This is a genomic window from Streptomyces sp. NPDC025806 (assembly GCF_055558275.1).
This window is the reverse complement of the sequence record NZ_JBVHMU010000006.1, coordinates 368,213-387,171: the sequence shown is the minus strand read 5'-3', so window position 1 is coordinate 387,171 and position 18,959 is coordinate 368,213. Positions and strand designations below refer to the sequence as shown.

General features: G+C 72.2%; 18 protein-coding genes and 1 pseudogene. 5 read left to right on the top strand and 14 right to left on the bottom strand.

Annotation, left to right across the window (positions count from 1 at the left end; translation table 11 throughout):
- Nucleotides 1–31 precede the first annotated feature (31 nt).
- Entirely contained in the window at nt 32–391 is a 360-nt protein-coding gene (locus tag ACZ4E1_RS17295) for an NADH-quinone oxidoreductase subunit A (RefSeq protein ID WP_003956195.1), read from the bottom strand.
- Between the two features lie 686 nt (nt 392–1,077).
- On the opposite strand from ACZ4E1_RS17295, the gene ACZ4E1_RS17290 reads away from it, so the two are divergent.
- A complete protein-coding gene (locus tag ACZ4E1_RS17290) occupies nt 1,078–1,893 on the top strand; it encodes a C40 family peptidase (protein ID WP_467539930.1) in 816 nt (271 codons plus the stop codon).
- Nucleotides 1,894–1,994: 101 nt separating this feature from the next.
- Here ACZ4E1_RS17290 and ACZ4E1_RS17285 read toward each other — a convergent pair whose 3' ends face one another.
- Entirely contained in the window at nt 1,995–2,321 is a 327-nt protein-coding gene (locus ACZ4E1_RS17285; protein ID WP_467539929.1) for a putative quinol monooxygenase, read from the bottom strand.
- A gap of 50 nt (nt 2,322–2,371) precedes the next feature.
- Nucleotides 2,372–3,667: a geranylgeranyl reductase family protein gene (locus tag ACZ4E1_RS17280; protein ID WP_467539928.1), complete on the bottom strand. Its 1,296-nt coding sequence runs from the start codon at nt 3,665–3,667 to the stop codon at nt 2,372–2,374.
- A 96-nt stretch (nt 3,668–3,763) separates the two neighbouring features.
- Between ACZ4E1_RS17280 and ACZ4E1_RS17275 the strand changes: the two genes are divergently transcribed.
- Nucleotides 3,764–4,267, top strand: coding sequence for a GNAT family N-acetyltransferase (locus tag ACZ4E1_RS17275; protein ID WP_467539927.1), 504 nt, complete (start codon nt 3,764–3,766; stop codon nt 4,265–4,267).
- Between the two features lie 16 nt (nt 4,268–4,283).
- On the opposite strand, the gene ACZ4E1_RS17270 is transcribed toward ACZ4E1_RS17275, so the two are convergent.
- The 9 genes and pseudogenes from ACZ4E1_RS17270 to ACZ4E1_RS17230 form a co-directional block, all read right to left on the bottom strand.
- Nucleotides 4,284–6,689 (bottom strand): hypothetical protein, encoded by a 2,406-nt coding sequence (locus tag ACZ4E1_RS17270; RefSeq protein ID WP_467539985.1) that lies wholly within the window; start codon nt 6,687–6,689, stop codon nt 4,284–4,286.
- Between the two features lie 201 nt (nt 6,690–6,890).
- A pseudogene (locus tag ACZ4E1_RS17265) lies at nt 6,891–6,959 on the bottom strand (zinc-ribbon domain-containing protein); the annotation flags it as partial.
- 125 nt (nt 6,960–7,084) lie between these two features.
- Nucleotides 7,085–7,774 carry a demethylmenaquinone methyltransferase gene (locus tag ACZ4E1_RS17260; RefSeq protein WP_399129396.1) on the bottom strand — a complete coding sequence of 230 codons (690 nt, stop codon included), beginning with the start codon at nt 7,772–7,774 and terminating at the stop codon, nt 7,085–7,087.
- Between the two features lie 299 nt (nt 7,775–8,073).
- The gene (locus ACZ4E1_RS17255; protein ID WP_467539926.1) at nt 8,074–8,670 is read right to left on the bottom strand and encodes an imidazolonepropionase-like domain-containing protein; all 597 of its coding nucleotides are present in this window, start codon (nt 8,668–8,670) and stop codon (nt 8,074–8,076) included.
- 1 nt (nt 8,671) lies between these two features.
- A complete protein-coding gene (gene mqnC, locus ACZ4E1_RS17250) occupies nt 8,672–9,877 on the bottom strand; it encodes a cyclic dehypoxanthinyl futalosine synthase (protein ID WP_188337464.1) in 1,206 nt (401 codons plus the stop codon).
- A gap of 68 nt (nt 9,878–9,945) precedes the next feature.
- Nucleotides 9,946–10,647, bottom strand: a complete 702-nt coding sequence (locus ACZ4E1_RS17245; protein WP_467539925.1) for a prepilin peptidase — start codon at nt 10,645–10,647, stop codon at nt 9,946–9,948.
- A 45-nt stretch (nt 10,648–10,692) separates the two neighbouring features.
- Nucleotides 10,693–12,405 carry a protein kinase domain-containing protein gene (locus ACZ4E1_RS17240; protein WP_467539924.1) on the bottom strand — a complete coding sequence of 571 codons (1,713 nt, stop codon included), beginning with the start codon at nt 12,403–12,405 and terminating at the stop codon, nt 10,693–10,695.
- A 55-nt stretch (nt 12,406–12,460) separates the two neighbouring features.
- Nucleotides 12,461–13,819, bottom strand: a complete 1,359-nt coding sequence (gene gdhA / locus ACZ4E1_RS17235; RefSeq protein ID WP_467539923.1) for an NADP-specific glutamate dehydrogenase — start codon at nt 13,817–13,819, stop codon at nt 12,461–12,463.
- A 362-nt stretch (nt 13,820–14,181) separates the two neighbouring features.
- The gene (locus ACZ4E1_RS17230; protein WP_467539922.1) at nt 14,182–15,066 is read right to left on the bottom strand and encodes a menaquinone biosynthetic enzyme MqnA/MqnD family protein; all 885 of its coding nucleotides are present in this window, start codon (nt 15,064–15,066) and stop codon (nt 14,182–14,184) included.
- A gap of 362 nt (nt 15,067–15,428) precedes the next feature.
- On the opposite strand from ACZ4E1_RS17230, the gene ACZ4E1_RS17225 reads away from it, so the two are divergent.
- Nucleotides 15,429–15,632: a cold-shock protein gene (locus ACZ4E1_RS17225; RefSeq protein WP_003948780.1), complete on the top strand. Its 204-nt coding sequence runs from the start codon at nt 15,429–15,431 to the stop codon at nt 15,630–15,632.
- 121 nt (nt 15,633–15,753) lie between these two features.
- On the opposite strand, the gene ACZ4E1_RS17220 is transcribed toward ACZ4E1_RS17225, so the two are convergent.
- The gene (locus tag ACZ4E1_RS17220) at nt 15,754–16,332 is read right to left on the bottom strand and encodes a helix-turn-helix domain-containing protein (protein ID WP_467539921.1); all 579 of its coding nucleotides are present in this window, start codon (nt 16,330–16,332) and stop codon (nt 15,754–15,756) included.
- 98 nt (nt 16,333–16,430) lie between these two features.
- Here ACZ4E1_RS17220 and ACZ4E1_RS17215 point away from each other — a divergent pair, with 98 nt between their 5' ends.
- Together ACZ4E1_RS17215 and ACZ4E1_RS17210 are read left to right on the top strand one after the other, a co-directional pair.
- Entirely contained in the window at nt 16,431–17,132 is a 702-nt protein-coding gene (locus ACZ4E1_RS17215; protein ID WP_467539920.1) for an AzlC family ABC transporter permease, read from the top strand.
- Entirely contained in the window at nt 17,129–17,443 is a 315-nt protein-coding gene (locus ACZ4E1_RS17210; protein WP_467539919.1) for an AzlD domain-containing protein, read from the top strand. Before ACZ4E1_RS17215 ends, ACZ4E1_RS17210 begins: the two co-directional genes overlap by 4 nt.
- On the opposite strand, the gene ACZ4E1_RS17205 is transcribed toward ACZ4E1_RS17210, so the two are convergent.
- Nucleotides 17,409–18,635, bottom strand: coding sequence for an MFS transporter (locus ACZ4E1_RS17205; protein ID WP_467539918.1), 1,227 nt, complete (start codon nt 18,633–18,635; stop codon nt 17,409–17,411). The genes ACZ4E1_RS17210 and ACZ4E1_RS17205 overlap by 35 nt on opposite strands.
- Nucleotides 18,636–18,959: the final 324 nt, after the last annotated feature.

The window sequence follows — 18,959 nt, the reverse complement described above, 5'->3', positions numbered from 1 at the left end:
CAGTGACTCCTGTCCTCCCCTGTACGGGGGCTCAGTCCCATTCCAGGCCGCCGCGCCGCCACACGTACGCGTAGGCGACGAAGACGGTGAGCACGAAGAGCAGCATCTCCACGAGCCCGAAAAGCCCCAGGGCGTCGAAGGAGACGGCCCAGGGGTAGAGGAAGACGATCTCGATGTCGAAGACGATGAAGAGCATCGCCGTCAGGTAGTACTTGATGGGGAAGCGCCCGCCGCCGGCCGGCGTGGGGGTGGGCTCGATGCCGCACTCGTACGCTTCGAGCTTCGCCCGGTTGTACCGCTTTGGACCGATAAGCGTGGCCATGACCACGGAGAAGATCGCAAAGCCTGCCCCGAGGGCTCCCAGTACGAGGATGGGCGCATACGCGTTCACCGCTCCTCGCTCCTCTCAGTCGGCGCTGACTGCTGGCGGTTGCAACGGACTCGGGACCCCTCTTCCCCTGCGCGCGATCCGAAGATCGCTTACATGTGAAGCAGGTCACAAGCCCGACGTGTCCCGCATCCTATGCCCGGGACTCTGTGATCTGCGACACGGGGTGCGCCAACTAGTTTGTGATCTCCACCACCTGACGAAGGATCATGAAGTCGGATGAGCGGTGATCTTCACACGCGAAGCACCTGAGTGATCACCAGAGGTGACAACTTGCCGCGTTACTGCTGGTAGAAGCCTCGGTGCACTATCAAGCCATCGCCTCGGCAGACAAATTGGCGCTGGACGCGACTGGCTGATAGTGGATCCCGTTCACACATCAGAGGGACATGGGGACCCCTAGGTGGACGCAAGCACTCCCCTTAGGGGTATCTGTGTGACCTGCGTCACGTGGTACGTAACGGCTCGGAAACCGGGCTTGGCCAACAGCCTCAACGAGTGGTAAGCGTCGGGCAATTCGGGCGTATCGCGGAAACCCAATGATCACAGCGCTGTACGGCACTGTCCGGATTGCCCGTTACGGCGTCAATAAGGGCCGCCACGCCCGGGATTCACGTCTCGGTTTCACAACTGTGGCGCACCACACGTTTCTTGAAGGGAACGGTGAAGCCCTGATAGCGGTTGTACTCATGTCCCACACCGCTCACATACCCAGCCACCGGAAGCCCCGCCGCAGCGCCTCGAAGCTGGCCCTGCGCGCCGGAGTTACCGGTGGCGTCCTCAGCACCCTGGCAGTCGCTGGTGCGTCCGGTGCGGCGAACGCTGCAGAGCCCGTGACGCAGACCATCGAGATGCCCACGCTGACCTCCGACCTCGCCTCGCAGGTCGCCGAGTCGGCGGACGCCACACAGCAGGCCGCGGCGAACTACCAGCTCCAGGCCGAGCGCGACGAGGCGTTCGCCAAGGCCGCCGACCAGGCGAAGAAGGACCAGCTCTCCGCCGAGAAGAAGGCCGAGGCCAAGAAGAAGGCCGAGGCCGCCGCCAAGGCGAAGGCCGAGCGCGAGGCCGCCGAGGCCGCCGCTTCCCGCTCCAGCGAGCGCAGCACGCTCTCCACGGCGTCCGCCACGGCCGAGGCCCCCGCGCCCGCCAGCGGCTCCGTGGGCGCCGTCATCGGCTTCCTGAAGGCCCAGCTCGGCGACGCCTACGTCATGGGCGGCACCGGCCCCAACTCCTGGGACTGCTCCGGTCTGACCCAGGCCGCGTTCCGCCAGGCCGGCGTGGACCTGCCCCGCACCTCGCAGGAGCAGTCCACCTTCGGCACCCCGGTCTCCCTCTCCAACATCCAGGTGGGCGACCTCCTGTACTGGGGCGGCGCCGGCTCGGCGTACCACGTCGGTGTCTACATCGGCAACGGCCAGTACCTGGACGCCGCGAACCCCTCGAAGGGCGTCGTCATCCAGGACCTGTCCGGCTACCCGGCGAGCGGCGCGGTCCGCGTCCTCTGAGGTACCCGCACACATACGACGAAGGCCGCCGTACCCCGCGAAAGGGGCACGGCGGCCTTTGCCGTGAAAAGCCGCAACCGGCGCAACCGGGGGCGTAAGGGTCAGTTCTCGACGGCCAGTTCGCCCATCGGCCCGAAGCCCTCGTTCGGGATGTCGCAGTGGATGATCTCCGGGGTGCGGGCGAGCAGCGGGGCCATCGACTCCAGACCGGCCTTGAAGTGGTCGGTGGCGACATGGGCGGCGCCCGCCGCCGCGTCCCGGAAGCCCTCGACGAGGACGAACTGGTGCGGGTCCTCGACACTGCGGGACCAGTCGAAGAAGAGGTTGCCCTCCTCCGCGCGGGTGGCCGCGGTGAACGCGGCAGTCTTCTCCAGCCAGGAGCCGGCGTGCTCGGGCTTGGCGGTGAACTTCACGACGATGAGAATCATGCGTCCACCCTGCGCCCGAGCACCCGACGAGGACAAATCAGGCCAGGCCGTCAGGCCTTCGGGGCGACCTTGCTCAGGCCGTTGATGATGCGGTCCATCGCGTCGCCGCCCGTCGGATCCGTCAGGTTCGCCAGCATCTTCAGCGTGAACTTCATCAGGACCGGGTGGGTCAGGCCGCGCTGCGTCGCGATCTTCATGACCTTCGGGTTGCCGATCATCTTCACGAAGGCGCGGCCCAGCGTGTAGTAGCCGCCGTAGGTGTCCTTGAGGACCTTCGGGTAGCGCTGGAGGGCCAGTTCACGCTGGGCGTCCGAGGCGCGGGCGTGGGCCTGCACGATGACGTCCGCGGCGATCTGCCCGGACTCCATGGCGTACGCGATGCCCTCGCCGTTGAACGGGTTGACCAGGCCGCCCGCGTCGCCGACCAGGAGCAGGCCCTTGGTGTAGTGCGGCTGGCGGTTGAAGGCCATGGGGAGGGCGGCGCCGCGGATCGGCGTCGTCATGTTCTCCGGCGTGTAGCCCCAGTCCTCCGGCATGGACGCGCACCAGGCCTTGAGGACCTCGCGCCAGTCCAGCTCGCGGAACGCCTTGGAGGAGTTGAGGATGCCGAGGCCCACGTTCGACGTGCCGTCGCCCATGCCGAAGATCCAGCCGTAGCCGGGCAGCAGCCGGTCCTCGCCCGGGCCGCGCCGGTCCCACAGCTCCAGCCAGGACTCCAGGTAGTCGTCGTCGTGGCGGGGCGACTCGAAGTACGTGCGGACCGCGACGCCCATCGGGCGGTCCTCGCGGCGGTGCAGGCCCATGCCGAGCGACAGGCGCGTCGAGTTGCCGTCGGCGGCGACGACGAGCGGGGCGTGGAAGGTGGTCGGCGTCTTCTCGTCGCCGAGCTTGGCGTGCACGCCGGTGATCCGGCCGGTGCGCTCGTCCGTGATGGGGGCGCCCACGTTGCACCGCTCGTACAGGCGGGCGCCCGCCTTCTGGGCCTGCCGGGCGAGCTGCTCGTCGAAGTCGTCGCGCTTGCGCACGAGTCCGTAGTCCGGGTACGAGGCGAGCTCCGGCCAGTCGAGCTGGAGACGGACGCCGCCGCCGATGATGCGCAGCCCCTTGTTGCGCAGCCAGCCGGCCTCTTCGGAGATGTCGATGCCCATGGAGACGAGCTGCTTGGTGGCGCGCGGGGTGAGGCCGTCGCCGCAGACCTTCTCGCGCGGGAACGCCGTCTTCTCCAGGAGCAGGACGTCCAGGCCCGCCTTCGCCAGGTGGTAGGCGGTCGCCGAGCCCGCCGGTCCTGCGCCGACGACGATGACGTCCGCGCTGTGCTCGGAGAGGGGTTTGGGCTGCTCGGTCACGGCGGGTTCTCCCCAAGGGTCGAAAACGGTGTGCCGTCCGGCACGGACATGGGCAGTCTATTTGGCGGCACCGCTCACCGACCGAAGGGTCAGCCCATGACTCGAGTTCTGCCCGCCGTGGATCTGCGGGTCCCCACCCACGAGGACGCTTTCGCCTGGCACCGGGTGTTCGACGACCCCGACGTCATGGAGTTCCACGGCGGCGCCTCCGCCGAGCTGTCCGTGTACGAGGAGCTGACGGCGCGCCAGCGCAGGCACGACGCCGAGCACGGCTTCTGCCTGTGGACGATGACGGACGGCGCGGGCGAGGTCGTCGGGTTCACCGGCGCCCAGCCGTGGCCGCACGCGTGGGGCCCGGCCGGGCAGATAGAGATCGGCTGGCGGCTCGGGCGCGCCCACTGGGGCCGCGGCTACGCGACGTCCGCGGCGCTCGCCACGCTGGAGCGGGTGCGGGCGGCCGGGGTGCCGAGCGTCGTCGCGATGGTCGACGCGCGCAACGCCCGGTCCATCGCGGTCACGAAGCGGCTCGGCATGGATCTCGCCGAGACGTTCGTGACGCCGACCGGGCGCCGCGGGCACTGCTTCCGTCTGGAGCTGTAGCCGGACTCCTGCCGCTTCAGTCCATGTCCGTGAGCCGCCAGGAGTCGAGCGCGATCCGGTACATCTCCTGCGCCGAGGTCCAGTCCGACTCCGGGGCGGTGAGCAGGATCGCGTACTCGGTGCCGTCGGCGGCCACGTACGCCTGGTCGACGCAGTGGACCGTGGCGCCGGAGGCGTCCTCGTACGTGTACTCCCAACGGGCCCCCGCACGCCCCTGGAAGGTGTTCCGCTCCAGCCCGACGCGCTGGTACGCCTTCTTGTTCTTGTCCGCCTTGAGGCGCTTCTCCATCAGCAGCATGTTGTCGTACGAGGTGTAACCGGCGTCCGGGATGACGCCGACCAGGTAGTTCGACATCCCGGTGCTGCCCGCGTACGTGACCTGGCTGCCGTTCTTGACGCCCTGCCGGTCCCAGACCTCGGGGACGACGAAGGAGAAGCCCAGTTCGTCGAAGACCTGGTGGTAGCCGGCGGGGACGGTCGGCATGTCCGTCGGTTCGCCGGTGGCGGTCTCGGACGCGGACGCGGGGGCCGAGGGCGTCACGGCGGAGGCGTTGGCGGACTGCTGGGCGTCCGGTGACTCCTGTGACTCCTGCGACCGCTGGGCAGAGGGCGAGCCCTGTGCGCTCGCGCCCTTGCCGTCGCCCTTCTTCCCGCTGCCCCCGGCGTCGTGGAGCAGCACGACACCGGCCGCGGAGCCGCCGCCGATCGCCAGCGCGCCGACGAGCGTGCCGGCCCAGATCCAGGCGCGGCGGCGGTGGGGGCGGGGCGGCTGGGGCTGGGTTCCGTCGTAGGGCGGGGTGGCGACGAGGCCGACGGTGTGCAGGTCGTACGGGGCCTGCGGCGCGGGTTCGGGTGCGGGTGCCGGGAACGGGGTGTGCGGGGTCTGCTGGGGCGCCTGGACCTGCTCGGCCTGCTCGGGCTGCTCGGGCTGGTCCGGCTGCTGCGGGGCCGGCGCGGCCTCCGGGGACTTCTGGAGCGGCACGGGCGCTTGCCCCGGCGGATCCTGCGGAGACTGCGGGGCCTGCGGGGCCTGTTCGGGGATCGTGGGCGGGGCGGGCATCGGGGACGCGGCCGGGGCCGGCGGCATGGGGCCAGGACCCTGCGCCGGCGGCATCGGAGGCCAGTACGGGCCCGGCGCCGGGGGCGCCGTGGGCGGGGTGAGGCCCAGTCCGCGCGCCACGTGCGGGCCCACGAACGCGGCGCCGCCGACCCACAACAGCCCGAACAGCAGCACCTCGGGCACGTTCAGCCCCAGGTCGAACTGTCCGGCCCCGGTGCCGAGAAGCTCGATGTCGCCGCGGAACTCGGCGCCCAGGCCGCCGATCCCGGCGAGCAGCAGGAGCAGGCCGAAGAAGACTCCGGCGGACAGGAGCTGTTCGCGCCGGTCGGCGGAGCGCCGGGCCGCGACGACGCCGACGATCAGGGCGCAGACGAGACCGACGCCGAGCGCGTACACGACGGATCCCGAGCCGAGTTCGTCGCCGAGCCGGGACAGGCCGAACGCCTCCTTCTCGTAGCCGCCGCCGAAACCGGAGGTGCCGCGCGCCTCGACCTCCAGGGACCCGCCCCAGCACAGGCCGAGGACGGCGAGCGCGAAGTTGGGCAGCAGCATCAGAAAGGCGCCGACCCCGGCGGCCTCGGAGCCGCCGAACTCCTCGTCGCCGAGGTCCGACGGGGAACCGCCGCCCTCGCCGAAGATCGCGAGCCCGATCCAGCCGAGGACGAGCGCGACGACGAGGACGAGACCCATGGCGCGCACGGCGGTGCCGACGGCGCCCACGGTCATCCGTACGCCCGGCCGCGCGGCGGCGACCCGGTATTTGAGGTCGTCGGCGTGCAGGACGCCGCCGGCGACGACGAGGGCGAGCAGCAGCGTCCACAAGGCCGTCAGGAACGGCGCCGAGGACACCGACACCTCGGCGATGTCCGGCTGCGCGAACAGGGCGAGGACGAGCGTCCCGAGCGTCGTCGCGATCGCGACCCGTACGGCGGCCTCCAGACCGCTGGTGGCGCCGTACGGGACCCCGGGCATGACCCGCGCGTACAGGCGGGAGCGGAGCATGCGCGTGCCGAGGACGAGCGCGACGATCCACAGCACGGTCACCAGGAGCGGGACGACGGAGATCGCGGCGGAACCGGAGCCGCCCGACCCGTAGTCGCCGCTTCCGTAGTCGCCGCCGCCGTACGCGGGAACGCCACTGCCGGAGCCGCCGCCCGCGGAGAGTTCGAGGCCGCCGCCGACTCCCTGGAGCAGCACGGCGAGGGCGAGCCGCATGCGGTCGCCGAAGCCGACCACGACGTCGCCGGGCTCCTGCCCGTACGAGGGGATGGCGAGGGCGACGGCGGCGAACAGGACGAGGCCGACCGGCCACAGCGCGGCCTGCACCGCGCCGGCCCAGTCGCCGCGCAGGGCCCGTCCCATGAAGGCGCCGAAGGCGGAGGGCTGGGCGGGCGCCGGGGCGTAGCCGGGCGGGACCGGTGGGGCGCCCGGGGCCGGTGGGGCGCCCGGGGCCGGTGGGGCGCCCGGGGCCGGTGGGGCGCCCGGGGCCGGTGGGGCGGCGGGTGCCGAGGGTGGGGGCGGGGGCGGAGGGCTCTGCGCGCCTCCGCCCGCGGACCGCTCCCGCCCGCAACTCATGCAGAAACGGGCTTCTTCAGGAGCCTCGGCTCCACAGTGCGGGCAGTGCGACGCCATCGGGGTGCTCCGTGATGATCCGGGGACGATCGGGTGACGAACCGTCACCGGTCGTCACCGCGTAATCAACGGACACATCTTTCCCGTCGGCCGGTTCCCGTCAACTGCAATACGGGAGACGTGACTTACTTGATGCCGCGGTGCAGCGCCACGATGCCGCCGGTGAGGTTGCGCCAGGCCACCTTCTGCCAGCCGGCGTCGCGCAGCCGGGTCGCGAGCTCGGGCTGGGTGGGCCAGGCGCGGATCGACTCGGCGAGGTAGACGTACGCGTCCGGGTTCGAGGACACGGCGCGGGCGACCGGCGGCAGGGCGCGCATCAGGTACTCGGTGTACACCGTGCGGAACGGGGCCCAGGTGGGGTGGCTGAACTCGCAGATGACGACGCGGCCGCCGGGCTTGGTGACCCGGTACAGCTCGCGCAGCGCCTGGTCGGTGTCCTGGATGTTGCGCAGGCCGAAGGAGATCGTCACGGCGTCGAACGTGTCGTCCTTGAACGGCAGCTTCGTGCCGTCGCCGGCCGTGAACGGCATCCAGGGGTGCCGCTTCTTGCCGACCCGCAGCATGCCGAGGGAGAAGTCGCAGGGCACGACGTACGCGCCGGCCCGCACGAACGGCTGCGAGGACGTGGCCGTGCCGGCGGCGAGGTCGAGGACCTTCTGCGCGGGGCGGGCGTCGACGGCCTTCGCGACCTCCTTGCGCCACAGCCGCGCCTGTCCCAGGGACAGCACGTCGTTGGTGAGGTCGTACTTCTCCGCCACGTCGTCGAACATGGAGGCGACTTCGTGGGGCTGCTTGTCCAAAGATGCGCGAGTCACTCCGTTATTGTGGCAGCACCCTGGGCGCCCGGGGCGGACCGGGTCGCGTCGTCATCCGCGGGCCGGTGGGGGCTGGTCGCGCCGCGAGGAGAGTGCCCCGTGAGGCTGTCGCGCGACCCGCGGGTCCGGTGGGGGCTGGTCGCGCAGTTCCCCGCGCCCCTGGAAGGCAGCGGCTTCGCCGCGCCTTCCCCCGACCACAGGCGCCCCGCACCTTGATCGGGGAAATGCGCCCGAAGGGTCTGCATTTCAGGGGCGCGGGGAACTGCGCGAGAAGCCCCACCGGGCCGCAGACGAACCCGTCACCGGCCCCGGTACACCAACCGGCCGGCGATCACCGTCGCCACACACGTTCCTGCCCCCTGGGCCACCAGCTCCTCGCGGGACGGGACGTCGAAGATCGCGAAGCGGGCCGGGCCGCCCACCGTGAGGGCGGGGAGCAGGACCATCGGGCGCGGGGAGAGGGAGACCGGGCCGGGGAGACGGTCGGGGCGGGCCGCGAAGGCCAGACCGGAGCGCTGGGCCACCTCCAGGACGGGCCGGGACCTGAGCTCCCCGGCGATCGCCACCGTGCCGTGGGCGAACAGCCGCTGCACCCCGCGCCGCGCACTCGCCCCGACCCGCGACGGGTCGGCCCGGAAGATGGCGCGGGCCCGCTCGCCGCCGATCGGAGAGGTCCCGTAGGTGTCGGCCTCCCGCGGATCGGGGTGGTACGTGTGCTCCAGGATCTCGGGCCCGTAGGGGCTGAGCAGGCCCGGCGTCAGGATGCCGGGCCACTCCCGCACCCGTACTCCGGGATGCGCCGCGACCAGTTCCCCGGCGGAGCCGAGCGCGGCGATCCGCTCGCCGTCGACGAGGACCGCGGACCCGTCGGCGGCGCAGGCGTGCAGGGTGCGCACGTCAGCCCTGGTCGGAGGAGACGAGCTTCAGCTCGGGGTGTGCCGTGCCGCCCTCGATCGCGATGGAGGAGATGTGCGAGGAGACGCGGTCGTCGACCGGGTCGTTCGCCGGGTCGTCGTGCACGACGAGGTGCTCGTACGTGGTGGCGCGCTGCGCCGGGACTCGGCCCGCCTTGCGGATCAGCTCGATGATCTCCATGCGGTTCGAGCGGTGCTTGGCACCGGCCGAGGAGACGACGTTCTCCTCCAGCATGATCGAGCCGAGGTCGTCCGCGCCGTAGTGCAGGGAGAGCTGGCCGACCTCCTTGCCGGTGGTGAGCCAGGAGCCCTGGATGTGCTGGACGTTGTCCAGGAAGATCCGGGCGATCGCGATCATCCGCAGGTACTCGAAGAGGGTGGCCTGCGTGCGGCCCTTGAGGTGGTTGTTCTCGGGCTGGTACGTGTACGGGATGAAGGCCCGGAAGCCGCCGGTCCGGTCCTGCACGTCGCGGATCATGCGCAGGTGCTCGATGCGCTCGGCGTTGGTCTCACCCGTGCCCATAAGCATCGTGGAGGTGGACTCGACGCCCAGCTTGTGGGCCGCCTCCATGATCTCCAGCCAGCGCTCGCCGGACTCCTTGAGCGGGGCGATGGCCTTGCGCGGGCGCTCGGGGAGCAGCTCGGCGCCGGCACCGGCGAAGGAGTCGAGGCCCGCGGTGTGGATGCGCTGGATGGCCTCCTCGACCGACACCTTGGAGATGCGGGCCATGTGCTCGATCTCGGACGCGCCGAGCGAGTGGATCACGAGCTGCGGGAAGGCCTTCTTGATCGCCGAGAAGTGGTGCTCGTAGTACTCGACGCCGTAGTCGGGGTGGTGGCCGCCCTGGAACATGATCTGGGTGCCGCCGAGCTCGACGGTCTCCGCGCAGCGGCGCAGGATGTCGTCGAGGTCGCGGGTCCAGCCCTTCTTGGTGTCCTTGGGGGCCGCGTAGAAGGCGCAGAACTTGCACGCCGTCACGCACACGTTCGTGTAGTTGATGTTCCGCTCGATGATGTACGTGGCGATGTGCTCGATGCCCGCGTACTTGCGGCGGCGGATCGCGTCGGCGGCGGAGCCGAGCGCGTGCAGCGGCGCGTCGCGGTACAGGGCGACGGCCTCCTCGGGGGTGATGCGCCCACCGTCGGCGGCGCGGTCGAGGACGGACTGAAGCGCGGCCTTCTCGGTCACCGGGCGGGCCCCTTTCGGAGTGTTCGCGGCGCGTGCGCACCGCGGCTGAGCTGAAAACTCAGCGTACGTCAGGCGGCCAGGGCGCCCAGCAGAACCCCCGCGTAGGCGCCCAGGATCATGAACGGGCCGAAGGGGATCTCGGTCTTGCGGCCCGCGCGCCGGGCGACGACGAGGACGAGGGCGTACAGCGAGTTGAACAGGACGCCGGCGAACGCGCCGAGGAACAGCACGCCCCAGCCGTACCAGCCGAGCGCCGCGCCGAGCCCGAGCGCCAGCTTCACGTCGCCGAAGCCCATGCCCTGGGGGTAGGCGAGCAGGAGCAGCAGGTAGCCGCCGCCGAGGGCGAGGGCGCCCAGCAGCGCGCCGGTCCACGACCCGCCGGGCTCGGGGAGCGCGGCGGCCCCGCCGAGTGTGAGCAGGGCGAGGGCGGCGAGCGGGTAGGTGAGCACGTCGGGCAGCCGGTGCACGGCGAAGTCGACGGTGGCGAGCAGGACGGCGGGCGGGGCGAGCAGCAGCCAGGCGGCGAGTTCGGGCCGGGTGCCGGTGGCGGCGGCGAGCAGGGCGCAGACGGCGGCGGTGAGCGCGGCGAGGACGAGCGGGCGGGGTCCGGGCCGGGGGCCGAGCCAGCCGCGCAGGGGCCGCCCGTCGGGGCGCGTGGACCGCCAGGGGTCCTCGGGCTCGACGGACAGCCGGTACGCGGGGCGCGGCAGCAGTGCCCCGGTGGCGGCGCCCCACGCGGCGGCGATCAGGACGAGGAGCTGGTCCGGCATGTCAGGCGACCGTCTCCCCCGTGCGAAACCGCCGGCCGTCGCGCTTCACGGCTGCTCCACTCGGCTCAGACCGGCCCGCGGGTTCCCGGCCTGCGGGTACTGGGAGCTGTACTTGACGGTCTTGCCCGCGCGTTTGAGGTGCACGGTGTGGGGGCCCTTGGCGCAGGTGCCGCCGTTGTCCGGGGACGCGGCGCCGGAGGCGATCAGCTCTCCGGCGGAGGCGGACTTGAGGGTGAGGACGTCGACGCAGGTGACGCCGAGCGGGTCGGTGGAGGTCACCGTGCCGAGCCGCTTGCCGACGGCGGCCTGCTTGATCCGCACCCGGTACGTGTCGAACTGGACGTCGCCCAGCGCGGTGGTCGCGGTGGCCTTGCCTTCCCAGGTCCCGATGTAGAAGGGGGGCACCACGCCCTTGGGGACCGGTGCCCGCGAGGTCGGTTCCTCCTGCGTCGGCTCCTTCGTAGGGGCGGCGGTCATCGCGGGCGGCTCGGCCCCGGCGTCGTTGCCGCCTCCCGTGTCCGGTCGCGTGTTGAGGAAGACGATGCCGCCGACGGTGACCGCGGCCATCGCTCCGGCCACCGCCAGCGCCACCGAGCAACTCACCTTGCGGCCACGGCCGTCGGCGCTCGTCGGGGCGGAGGTCGCGGACACGGAGACGGACAGCCGGCCCGGCTTGGCGTCCTGCTTCTCCTCCGCACCCTTCGGCGCCCCGGCGCCCTCCCTGGGCTGCGGCACCGCCGCGTACGAGGGGTCCGGCGGGCCGAAGACCCCGGGCTGCGGGGCCGCCTGCGAGCCGCCGGTGACCGACGGGCTGCTGAAGCCCACCGGCCCCGACACCGGTTCGGCCGGGCCCGCCGGGACGGCCGTGTCCAGGTCCAGAAGCTGTACGGCGCTGCGCGACACCTGCTCGACGAGCGCCCCGGGCAGCCAGCCCGCGGCGACGAGCCGGGCCGCGCCCTCCGGGGCGAGGCTGCGCGCGACCTCCTCGGGGGTGGGCCGGTCGGCCGCCCCCTTCGCCAGGCAGGCCGCCGCGACCTCCTTCAAGTCGCCGCTCAGGGCGTCCAGTTCGGGCTCCTCGTGGACCACCTTGTAGAGCAGCGCCGCCGAGGAGTCGCCCAGGAACGGGGACCGGCCCGTCGCCGCGTAGACGAGGACCGCGCCGAGGGAGAACACGTCGGCGGCGCCCGTGACGCCCTTGCCGAGGATCTGCTCGGGCGCCATGTAGCCGGGCGAGCCGATGGACACGCCGGTGGAGGTGAGGGAGGCGGTGCCGTCGGTGGCGCGCGCGATCCCGAAGTCGATCAGGCGCGGGCCGTCGACGGTCAGCAGCACGTTCGACGGCTTCACGTCGCGGTGCACGAGCCCCAGTGCGTGCACGGCGGTCAGTGCCTCGGCGAGTCCCGCGCCCAGCACCCGTACGGAATGCGCGGGCAGCGCGCGCCCCTCCCCCGCGGCCTGCGCGAGCGAGGGCCCGGCTACGTAGCCCGTCGCCACCCACGGCACCCGGGCCTCCGGGTCCGCGTCGAGGACCGGCGCCGTCCACGCCCCGCCGACCCGGCGCGCGGCGTCCACCTCGCGGCGGAACCGCGCCCGGAACTCGTCGTCGAGCGCGAAGTGCGGGTGCACGACCTTCACGGCGACCGTGCGGCCACCGGCGCTGCGGCCCAGGTACACGCGGCCCATGCCGCCGTGCCCGAGCCGGCCGAGCAGCCGGTAGGGCCCCACGGTCGTCGGTTCGTCCTCCTCCAGCGGCTGCATGGTGACCTCCCCCGTCGGTCAGCGCGCTCCAGGCGAGCCTAGGGCCTGGGGCCGGTCAGATGACGCCCTGGGCCAGCATCGCGTCGGCCACCCGCTCGAACCCGGCGATGTTGGCGCCGGTCACGTAGTCGCCGGGGGCGCCGTAGCGCTCGGCGGTCTCGTGGCAGGTGGCGTGGATGTCGTTCATGATGCCCGCGAGCTCGTCCTCGACCCGCTCGGCCGTCCACGACGTACGGGCGTGGTTCTGCGCCATCTCCAGGGCGCTGACCGCGACACCGCCCGCGTTGGCCGCCTTGCCGGGGCCGAACGCGACGCCCGCCCGCTGGAGCAGATGGACGGCCCCCGGCGTGGTGGGCATGTTGGCGCCCTCGGAGACGGCCTTCACGCCGTTGCGGATCAGGGCCGCCGCGTCGTCCTCGGCCAGCTCGTTCTGGGTGGCGGACGGCAGCGCGATGTCAGCCGGCACCTCCCAGACCCGCCCCTTGGGCACGAAGCGGGCCGAGGCGCCCCGGCGCTCCGCGTACGCGTCGACGCGGCCCCGCTCGACCTCCTTGATCTGCTTGAGCAGTTCCAGGTCGATGCCCTTCTCGTCGACGACGTAGCCGGACGAGTCGGAGCAGGTGATCGCGTTGGCGCCGAGCGCGGCCAGCTTCTCGATCGTGTAGATCGCGACGTTGCCGGAGCCGGACACGACCGCGGTCTGCCCCTCCAGGTCCTCGCCGCGCTCGCGCAGCATGGCCGCCGCGAACAGCACGTTGCCGTAGCCGGTCGCCTCCGGGCGGATCAGCGAGCCGCCCCAGCCCCGGCCCTTGCCGGTGAGGACACCGGCTTCCCAGCGGTTGGTGATGCGCCGGTACTGGCCGAACAGGTAGCCGATCTCCCGGCCGCCGACGCCGATGTCACCGGCCGGCACGTCCGTGTGCTCGCCGATGTGCCGGTACAGCTCCGTCATGAAGGACTGGCAGAAGCGCATGACCTCGGCGTCGCTGCGCCCGTGCGGGTCGAAGTCGCTGCCGCCCTTGCCGCCGCCGATGCCGAGCCCGGTCAGCGCGTTCTTGAAGATCTGCTCGAAGCCCAGGAACTTGATGACGCCCAGGTTCACCGAGGGGTGGAAGCGCAGGCCGCCCTTGTACGGGCCGAGCGCGCTGTTGAACTCGACGCGGAAACCACGGTTCACGTGCACGCGGCCCCTGTCGTCCTGCCACGGCACCCGGAACATGACCTGGCGCTCGGGCTCGACGAGCCGCTCCACGAGTCCGGCCCGCCCGTACTCCGGCCGGGCCGCGAGCACGGGTGCGAGCGTCTCCAGGACCTCGTGGGCGGCCTGGTGGAACTCCGGCTGCGCCGGGTTGCGGTGCTCGATCTCCTTGAGGAGGTCGGCGAGGAGGGACTGGGTCTCGGATCGAGTCGTCACAGAAGGCCTTTCTGGTGCGGCTGTCACCGGATCCGCCACGGGTGCGGCGCGCTCGGGTCCGGTCCACTGCTGACTGCTGCGGCGCCGTTGCCGCACGCGGGACAGAGGTAAGTGTTACGCGCATGTAAACGCGTGGCCAGAGCCCCGGGCCCGAAGCGCTCACGATGTGAGACCACGTTCCGGGCCCGGAGGCGTTCATCGGGATTTCATCCGAAGGCCGCGGGAAATCGGAGGGAACATTCACCGAATTCGCGCGGGTACGTACCGAGTGGACCCGATCGGGCCTCCGCCGCGACCCGGATTCACCCGATGATCCGCTGTCCGGATCCCCCGTACGGATCCCCCGTCCGGAAAGCGCGGATTCACCGCGGGAGCAGTTCCACCTTCACGTCCGCGGGAAATCCCGTGGTCGGTCCGACCCGCCGTGCGAACTCCGTGACACCTTCCAGCTGAGCGGCCCCGAACCGGAAGTCGAGCGTCGTGAAGTACTCCTCCAGAACGGCCTCCCCGAAGACCTCCCAGCGCGCCGCCTGCTCGGCGACCTTGGCGACCTCCACGAGCGACAGGTCCCGCGAGGACAGGAAGGCCTCGTGCACCTGCCGGGTGATCTCCGGCTCCCGTGCGACGTACTCCTTGCGCGCGGCCCACACGGCGAAGACGAACGGCAGCCCCGTCCACTCCTTCCACATGGCGCCGAGGTCGTGGACCTGGAGGCCGAGCCGCGGCGCGTCGTGCAGGTTGGCGCGCAGCGCGGCGTCGCCGATGAGCACGGCCGCCTCCGCGTCCTGCATCATCAGGCCGAGGTCGGGCGGGCAGGTGTAGTACTCGGGCCGCACCCCGATCTTCTCCTCGAGCAGCAGCTGCGCGAGCCGCACGGAGGTGCGGGAGGTGGAGCCGAGCGCGACACGCCGGCCGTCCAGCTCGTCGAGCGGCACCTGCGACACGATGACGCAGGACATGACGGGGCCGTCGCAGCCGACGGCCAGGTCGGGGAAGGCGACGAGGTCGTCGGCGGCCTTGAGGAACTCGACCAGGGTGATGGGCCCGATGTCGAGCCGCCCGTCGACCAGCCGCTCGCTGAGCTTCTCGGGGGTGTCCTTCGTGAGCTCGAAGTCGAGCAGGGAGCCCGTGCGGGCGAGGCCCCAGTACAGGGGCATGCAGTTCAAGAACTGGATGTGGCCGACGCGCGGACGGATACGCCGCGCGGCCGCGAGGTTCTCGTGCTGGGTCTCGGGAGAATTGTCCACATCGCGAGGCTAGACCCTGCCGTCCCCCGCCTCGTCGCCCGCCCGGGACACAGGGGGCCGTACGGGGCGAAAGGCCGGTTCTGGCCCGGTGCGGTACGGTGCAGAATCCGGTCCTTGAAGGGTGCCGATCAATCCCCCGGCGGGAGTCCGCACAAACCTGCGGGTGACGTGATCTTGCCCTCTATCGCTTTCGGCTGCCCGCGTGCTAGGCTCGCCGCAAGTTGCAGTTTGGTTTCCCTTGCAGTACAGAGCCTGCGGAGCATGTAACCGCAGGCTCTCGTCGTTTTCAGACTTTTGCAGTTGTTCGCAAGCGCATTTGCAGGTTCTGGAGCAGGGCGACCCTTTGGCCCATAGGAGGGCTTATGGCTACCGGAACCGTGAAGTGGTTCAACGCTGAAAAGGGCTTTGGCTTCATCGCCCAGGAAGGCGGCGGCCCGGACGTCTTCGTCCACTACTCGGCGATCAACGCGAACGGCTTCCGCTCCCTCGAGGAGAACCAGGCCGTGACCTTCGACGTCACCCAGGGTCCGAAGGGCCCGCAGGCGGAGAACGTCACCCCCGCCTAATCTCTCCTGATCGCGCGGCCATGGCCGCATTGTGATCCGGAACCGAGAGCAGTACCCAAGGAGCCCCGCGCCGCAAGGCAGCGGGGCTCCTGCCTGTTTCCGGTCCCGTTCCCGAGGCGTCCTAGGTGAACTGCATCAGCAGCACGCACGTGGTGCCCGGCTCCAGGGCCCGGCAGGTGTGCGGCAGGTCGCCGGGGTACGTGATGCAGTCGCCGGGGCCCAGCTCGACGGGGTCGTCCTGGGGTCCGGCCAGCACGCGCCCGGTGGCGACGACCAGGTGCTCGACCGTGCCCGGGTTGTGCGGGTCGGAGTCGCGGGGCGCTCCGGGCTCGACGTGCAGCCAGTACAGGTCGCGGCGGGCGCCGGGCGGGCAGGCGGAGAGCAGGGTCGCCGTGTAGTCCGCGTGCTCGGAGGGGATCGCGACGCCCTGGCCGGCCCGGACGACCTGGACGGTCGGGCGGGGCGGGTCCAGGAGCAGGCTCGGCGGCACGTCGAGGGCGACGGCGAGGGCCCACAGCGTCTCCAGCGTGGGTTTGCCGGACGCCGACTCCAGCTGGGACAGGGTCGACTTGGCGATCCCGGCCCGCTTGGCCAGCTCGCTCAGCGAGATCCCGGCGCGGGTGCGCTCGCGGCGCAGGGCCGCGGCGATGCGGTCGAGGGGCAGCGGGCTCTTGGGCGGGTGCGCGTCGGTGTCGCTCATAGCGGCCTCACTCTACGGGAACTCACTCGGCCGTGTTCGTCCTGGCGGACCGTTCGTTCGACTTGACGAACGCGACCGACCGGAGTCACGCTACCCGTATGCGTACGGCACAGCGAACACTCGACCCGACACACCGAACGCCGGGCGACTCCGACCCCCGTCTCCTCCGCGATGTCGCCCTGGTCTGTCTGGCCGACGGTGTCGTGGGGCTGTCGTTCGGGGCCGTCGCGGTCGCGAGCGGGCTTCCGGTGTGGCTGCCGGTGCTGATGTCGCTGCTGGTGTTCGCGGGCTCGGCACAGTTCAGCGCCGTCGGGGTGTTCGCCGCCGGGGGCGGGCCGGTGGCCGCGGCGGCGACGGGGCTGCTCCTCAACACCCGTACCGCCGCCTTCAGTCTCGCCGTCGCCGACGCGCTCGGCCGGTCCTGGCCCGCGCGGCTGGTCGGCGCGCACCTGGTGACCGACGAGACCGCCGCGTTCGTGCTGGCCCGCACCGATCCGGCGGCGCGCCGGCGGGCCTTCTGGATATCGGGGCTCGGGCTGTTCGCGGCCTGGAACGTGTCCGTCCTCGTGGGTGCGCTCGCCGGGTCGGCCCTCGGCGACACGGACCGCTTCGGACTCGACGCGGCGTTCCCCGCCGTGCTGCTCGCCCTGGTGCTGCCCGCGCTGCGGGACAGCCGGGGCGTGCGGCGGGCCGCCGCGGCCGGAGGCGCCGTCGTGGTCCTCGCCACACCGTTCCTGCCCGCCGGGGTGCCGGTGCTCCTCGCCCTCACCGGCCTGCTGCTCGCCCGGAGGTCCGCATGAACCCGCAGCTCGTCGCCGTACTGGCCCTCGCGGCCGGCACGTACGCCTTCCGTCTGGCCGGTCCCGCGCTGCACGGCCGGGTGGAACTGCCCGCCCGCGTCCAGGAGTTGCTCACGACCGCCGCGACCGTCCTGCTCGTCGCGCTGCTGGCGACGGGCGCGCTCATGGCGGGCCACGAGTTCGCCGGATGGGCGCGTCCCGCTGGGGTGCTGGCCGGGGGCGTGCTCGCGTGGCGCCGGGCGCCGTTCGCGGTGGTGGTCGTCGGGGCGGCGGCGGTCACCGCGCTGCTCCGGCTGGCCGGGCTTCCGTGAGGGCGGACGTGCGCTGAGCCCAGCGGGCCGCCGGGCCGAACGCCGCGCCCGCCGCCAGGAACACGGCGCCGAGCAGCAGCCAGCCCGGCACGCCCCACGTCACCAGGAGCGCGGTCAGTACGAGCGGTCCCGCCGTGCGGGCCAGCGGGACGCCGGTGCCGAAGAAGCCCTGGTACTGGCCGACCTGGTGCGCGGGCGCCAGGCTGAACGCCAGCTGCCACGAGCCGGCCGACTGCCCCATCTCCCCGACCAGCAGGAACACCGAGGCCAGCACGAGCACAGCGCTCGCGCCCCACACTCCGAGCCGGTCCGCCGCCGACACCGCGAACACCGCGCAGGACAGGGCGAGCATCGCACCGGCCCGGCGCAGCCCGCGCGTCGCCGCCGCGGCCCCGTCGATCCCGCGCGCGGCCCGCACCTGGAACGCCGTCACGCCCAGGGTGTTGAGCACGAACAGCGCCGAGACCAGCCACCCGGGCGCGTCCGTGCGGGACACGATCCACAGCGGAACGGCGAGCGAGAGGAGCGGCATCCGCAGCAGCAGCACGGCGTTGAGCAGCGTCACGACGGCGTACGGCCGGTCCCGCAGCACCGCGAACCGGGCCTCCCGCACCGCGGGCACCGCGACCGGCGCGGTCTTCGGCAGCGCCGCGAGGAGCGCCGCGCAGATCACGAACCCGGCGCCGTCGAACGCGAACACCGCCAGATAGGCGCCGGTGGTGTCGTGCTGCAGAGCGAGCCCGCCGATCGCCGCCCCGACCGCGAGCCCCGCGTTGAGGACCGACTGCAGCCGGGCGAGCACGGCCGTCCGCTCCCCGGGCTCGACCAGCCCGGCGAGCAGCGCCTGCCGCGCCGCGGCGAGCCCGCACTGCGCGACCGCGTAGGCGACGGCGGCCAGCAGGAAGGCCGGATACGAGCGGATCACCAGGAAGGACAGCACGGCCGCCGCCGTGGCGAGCGCGAGCCCCACGGACACGCCGCGCGGCCCGCGCCGGTCGGCGAGCGCCCCCAGCGGCACTCCGGCGACGGCACCGATCGCCCACGCCACGGTCAGGGCGAGCCCGATCCGGGTGGGCGAGAGCCCGACGACACGGCTGAAGTAGAGGGCGGAGGTGACGTAATAGGCCCCGTCCCCCAGCGAGTTGGCGAGCTGAGCGGCGGCAAGACCCCGTACCGGGGAGCGCTTCGACATGCCCCCACGCTACGGAAAAATGGCCCACCCTCCATAGGCAACTTCTGCCGCGATTGGCTGGGCCAATCGGGCTCGGAGCGCGGGGCCGTGTCCGATCAGCGACTCCGTCGCGGGGCGCGACCAACAGGCCCCTGGGGCGCACGAAGTGCGCCCTTCAGGGGCGCGGGGCTGTGTCGATCAGCGACTCCGTCGCGGGGCGCGACAAGCGGGCCCCTGGAGGCGCACGAAGTGCGCCCTTCAGGGGCGCGGGGCCGTGTCCGATCAGCGACTCCGTCGCGGGGCGCGACAAGCGGGCCCCTGGGGCGCACGAAGTGTGCCCTTCAG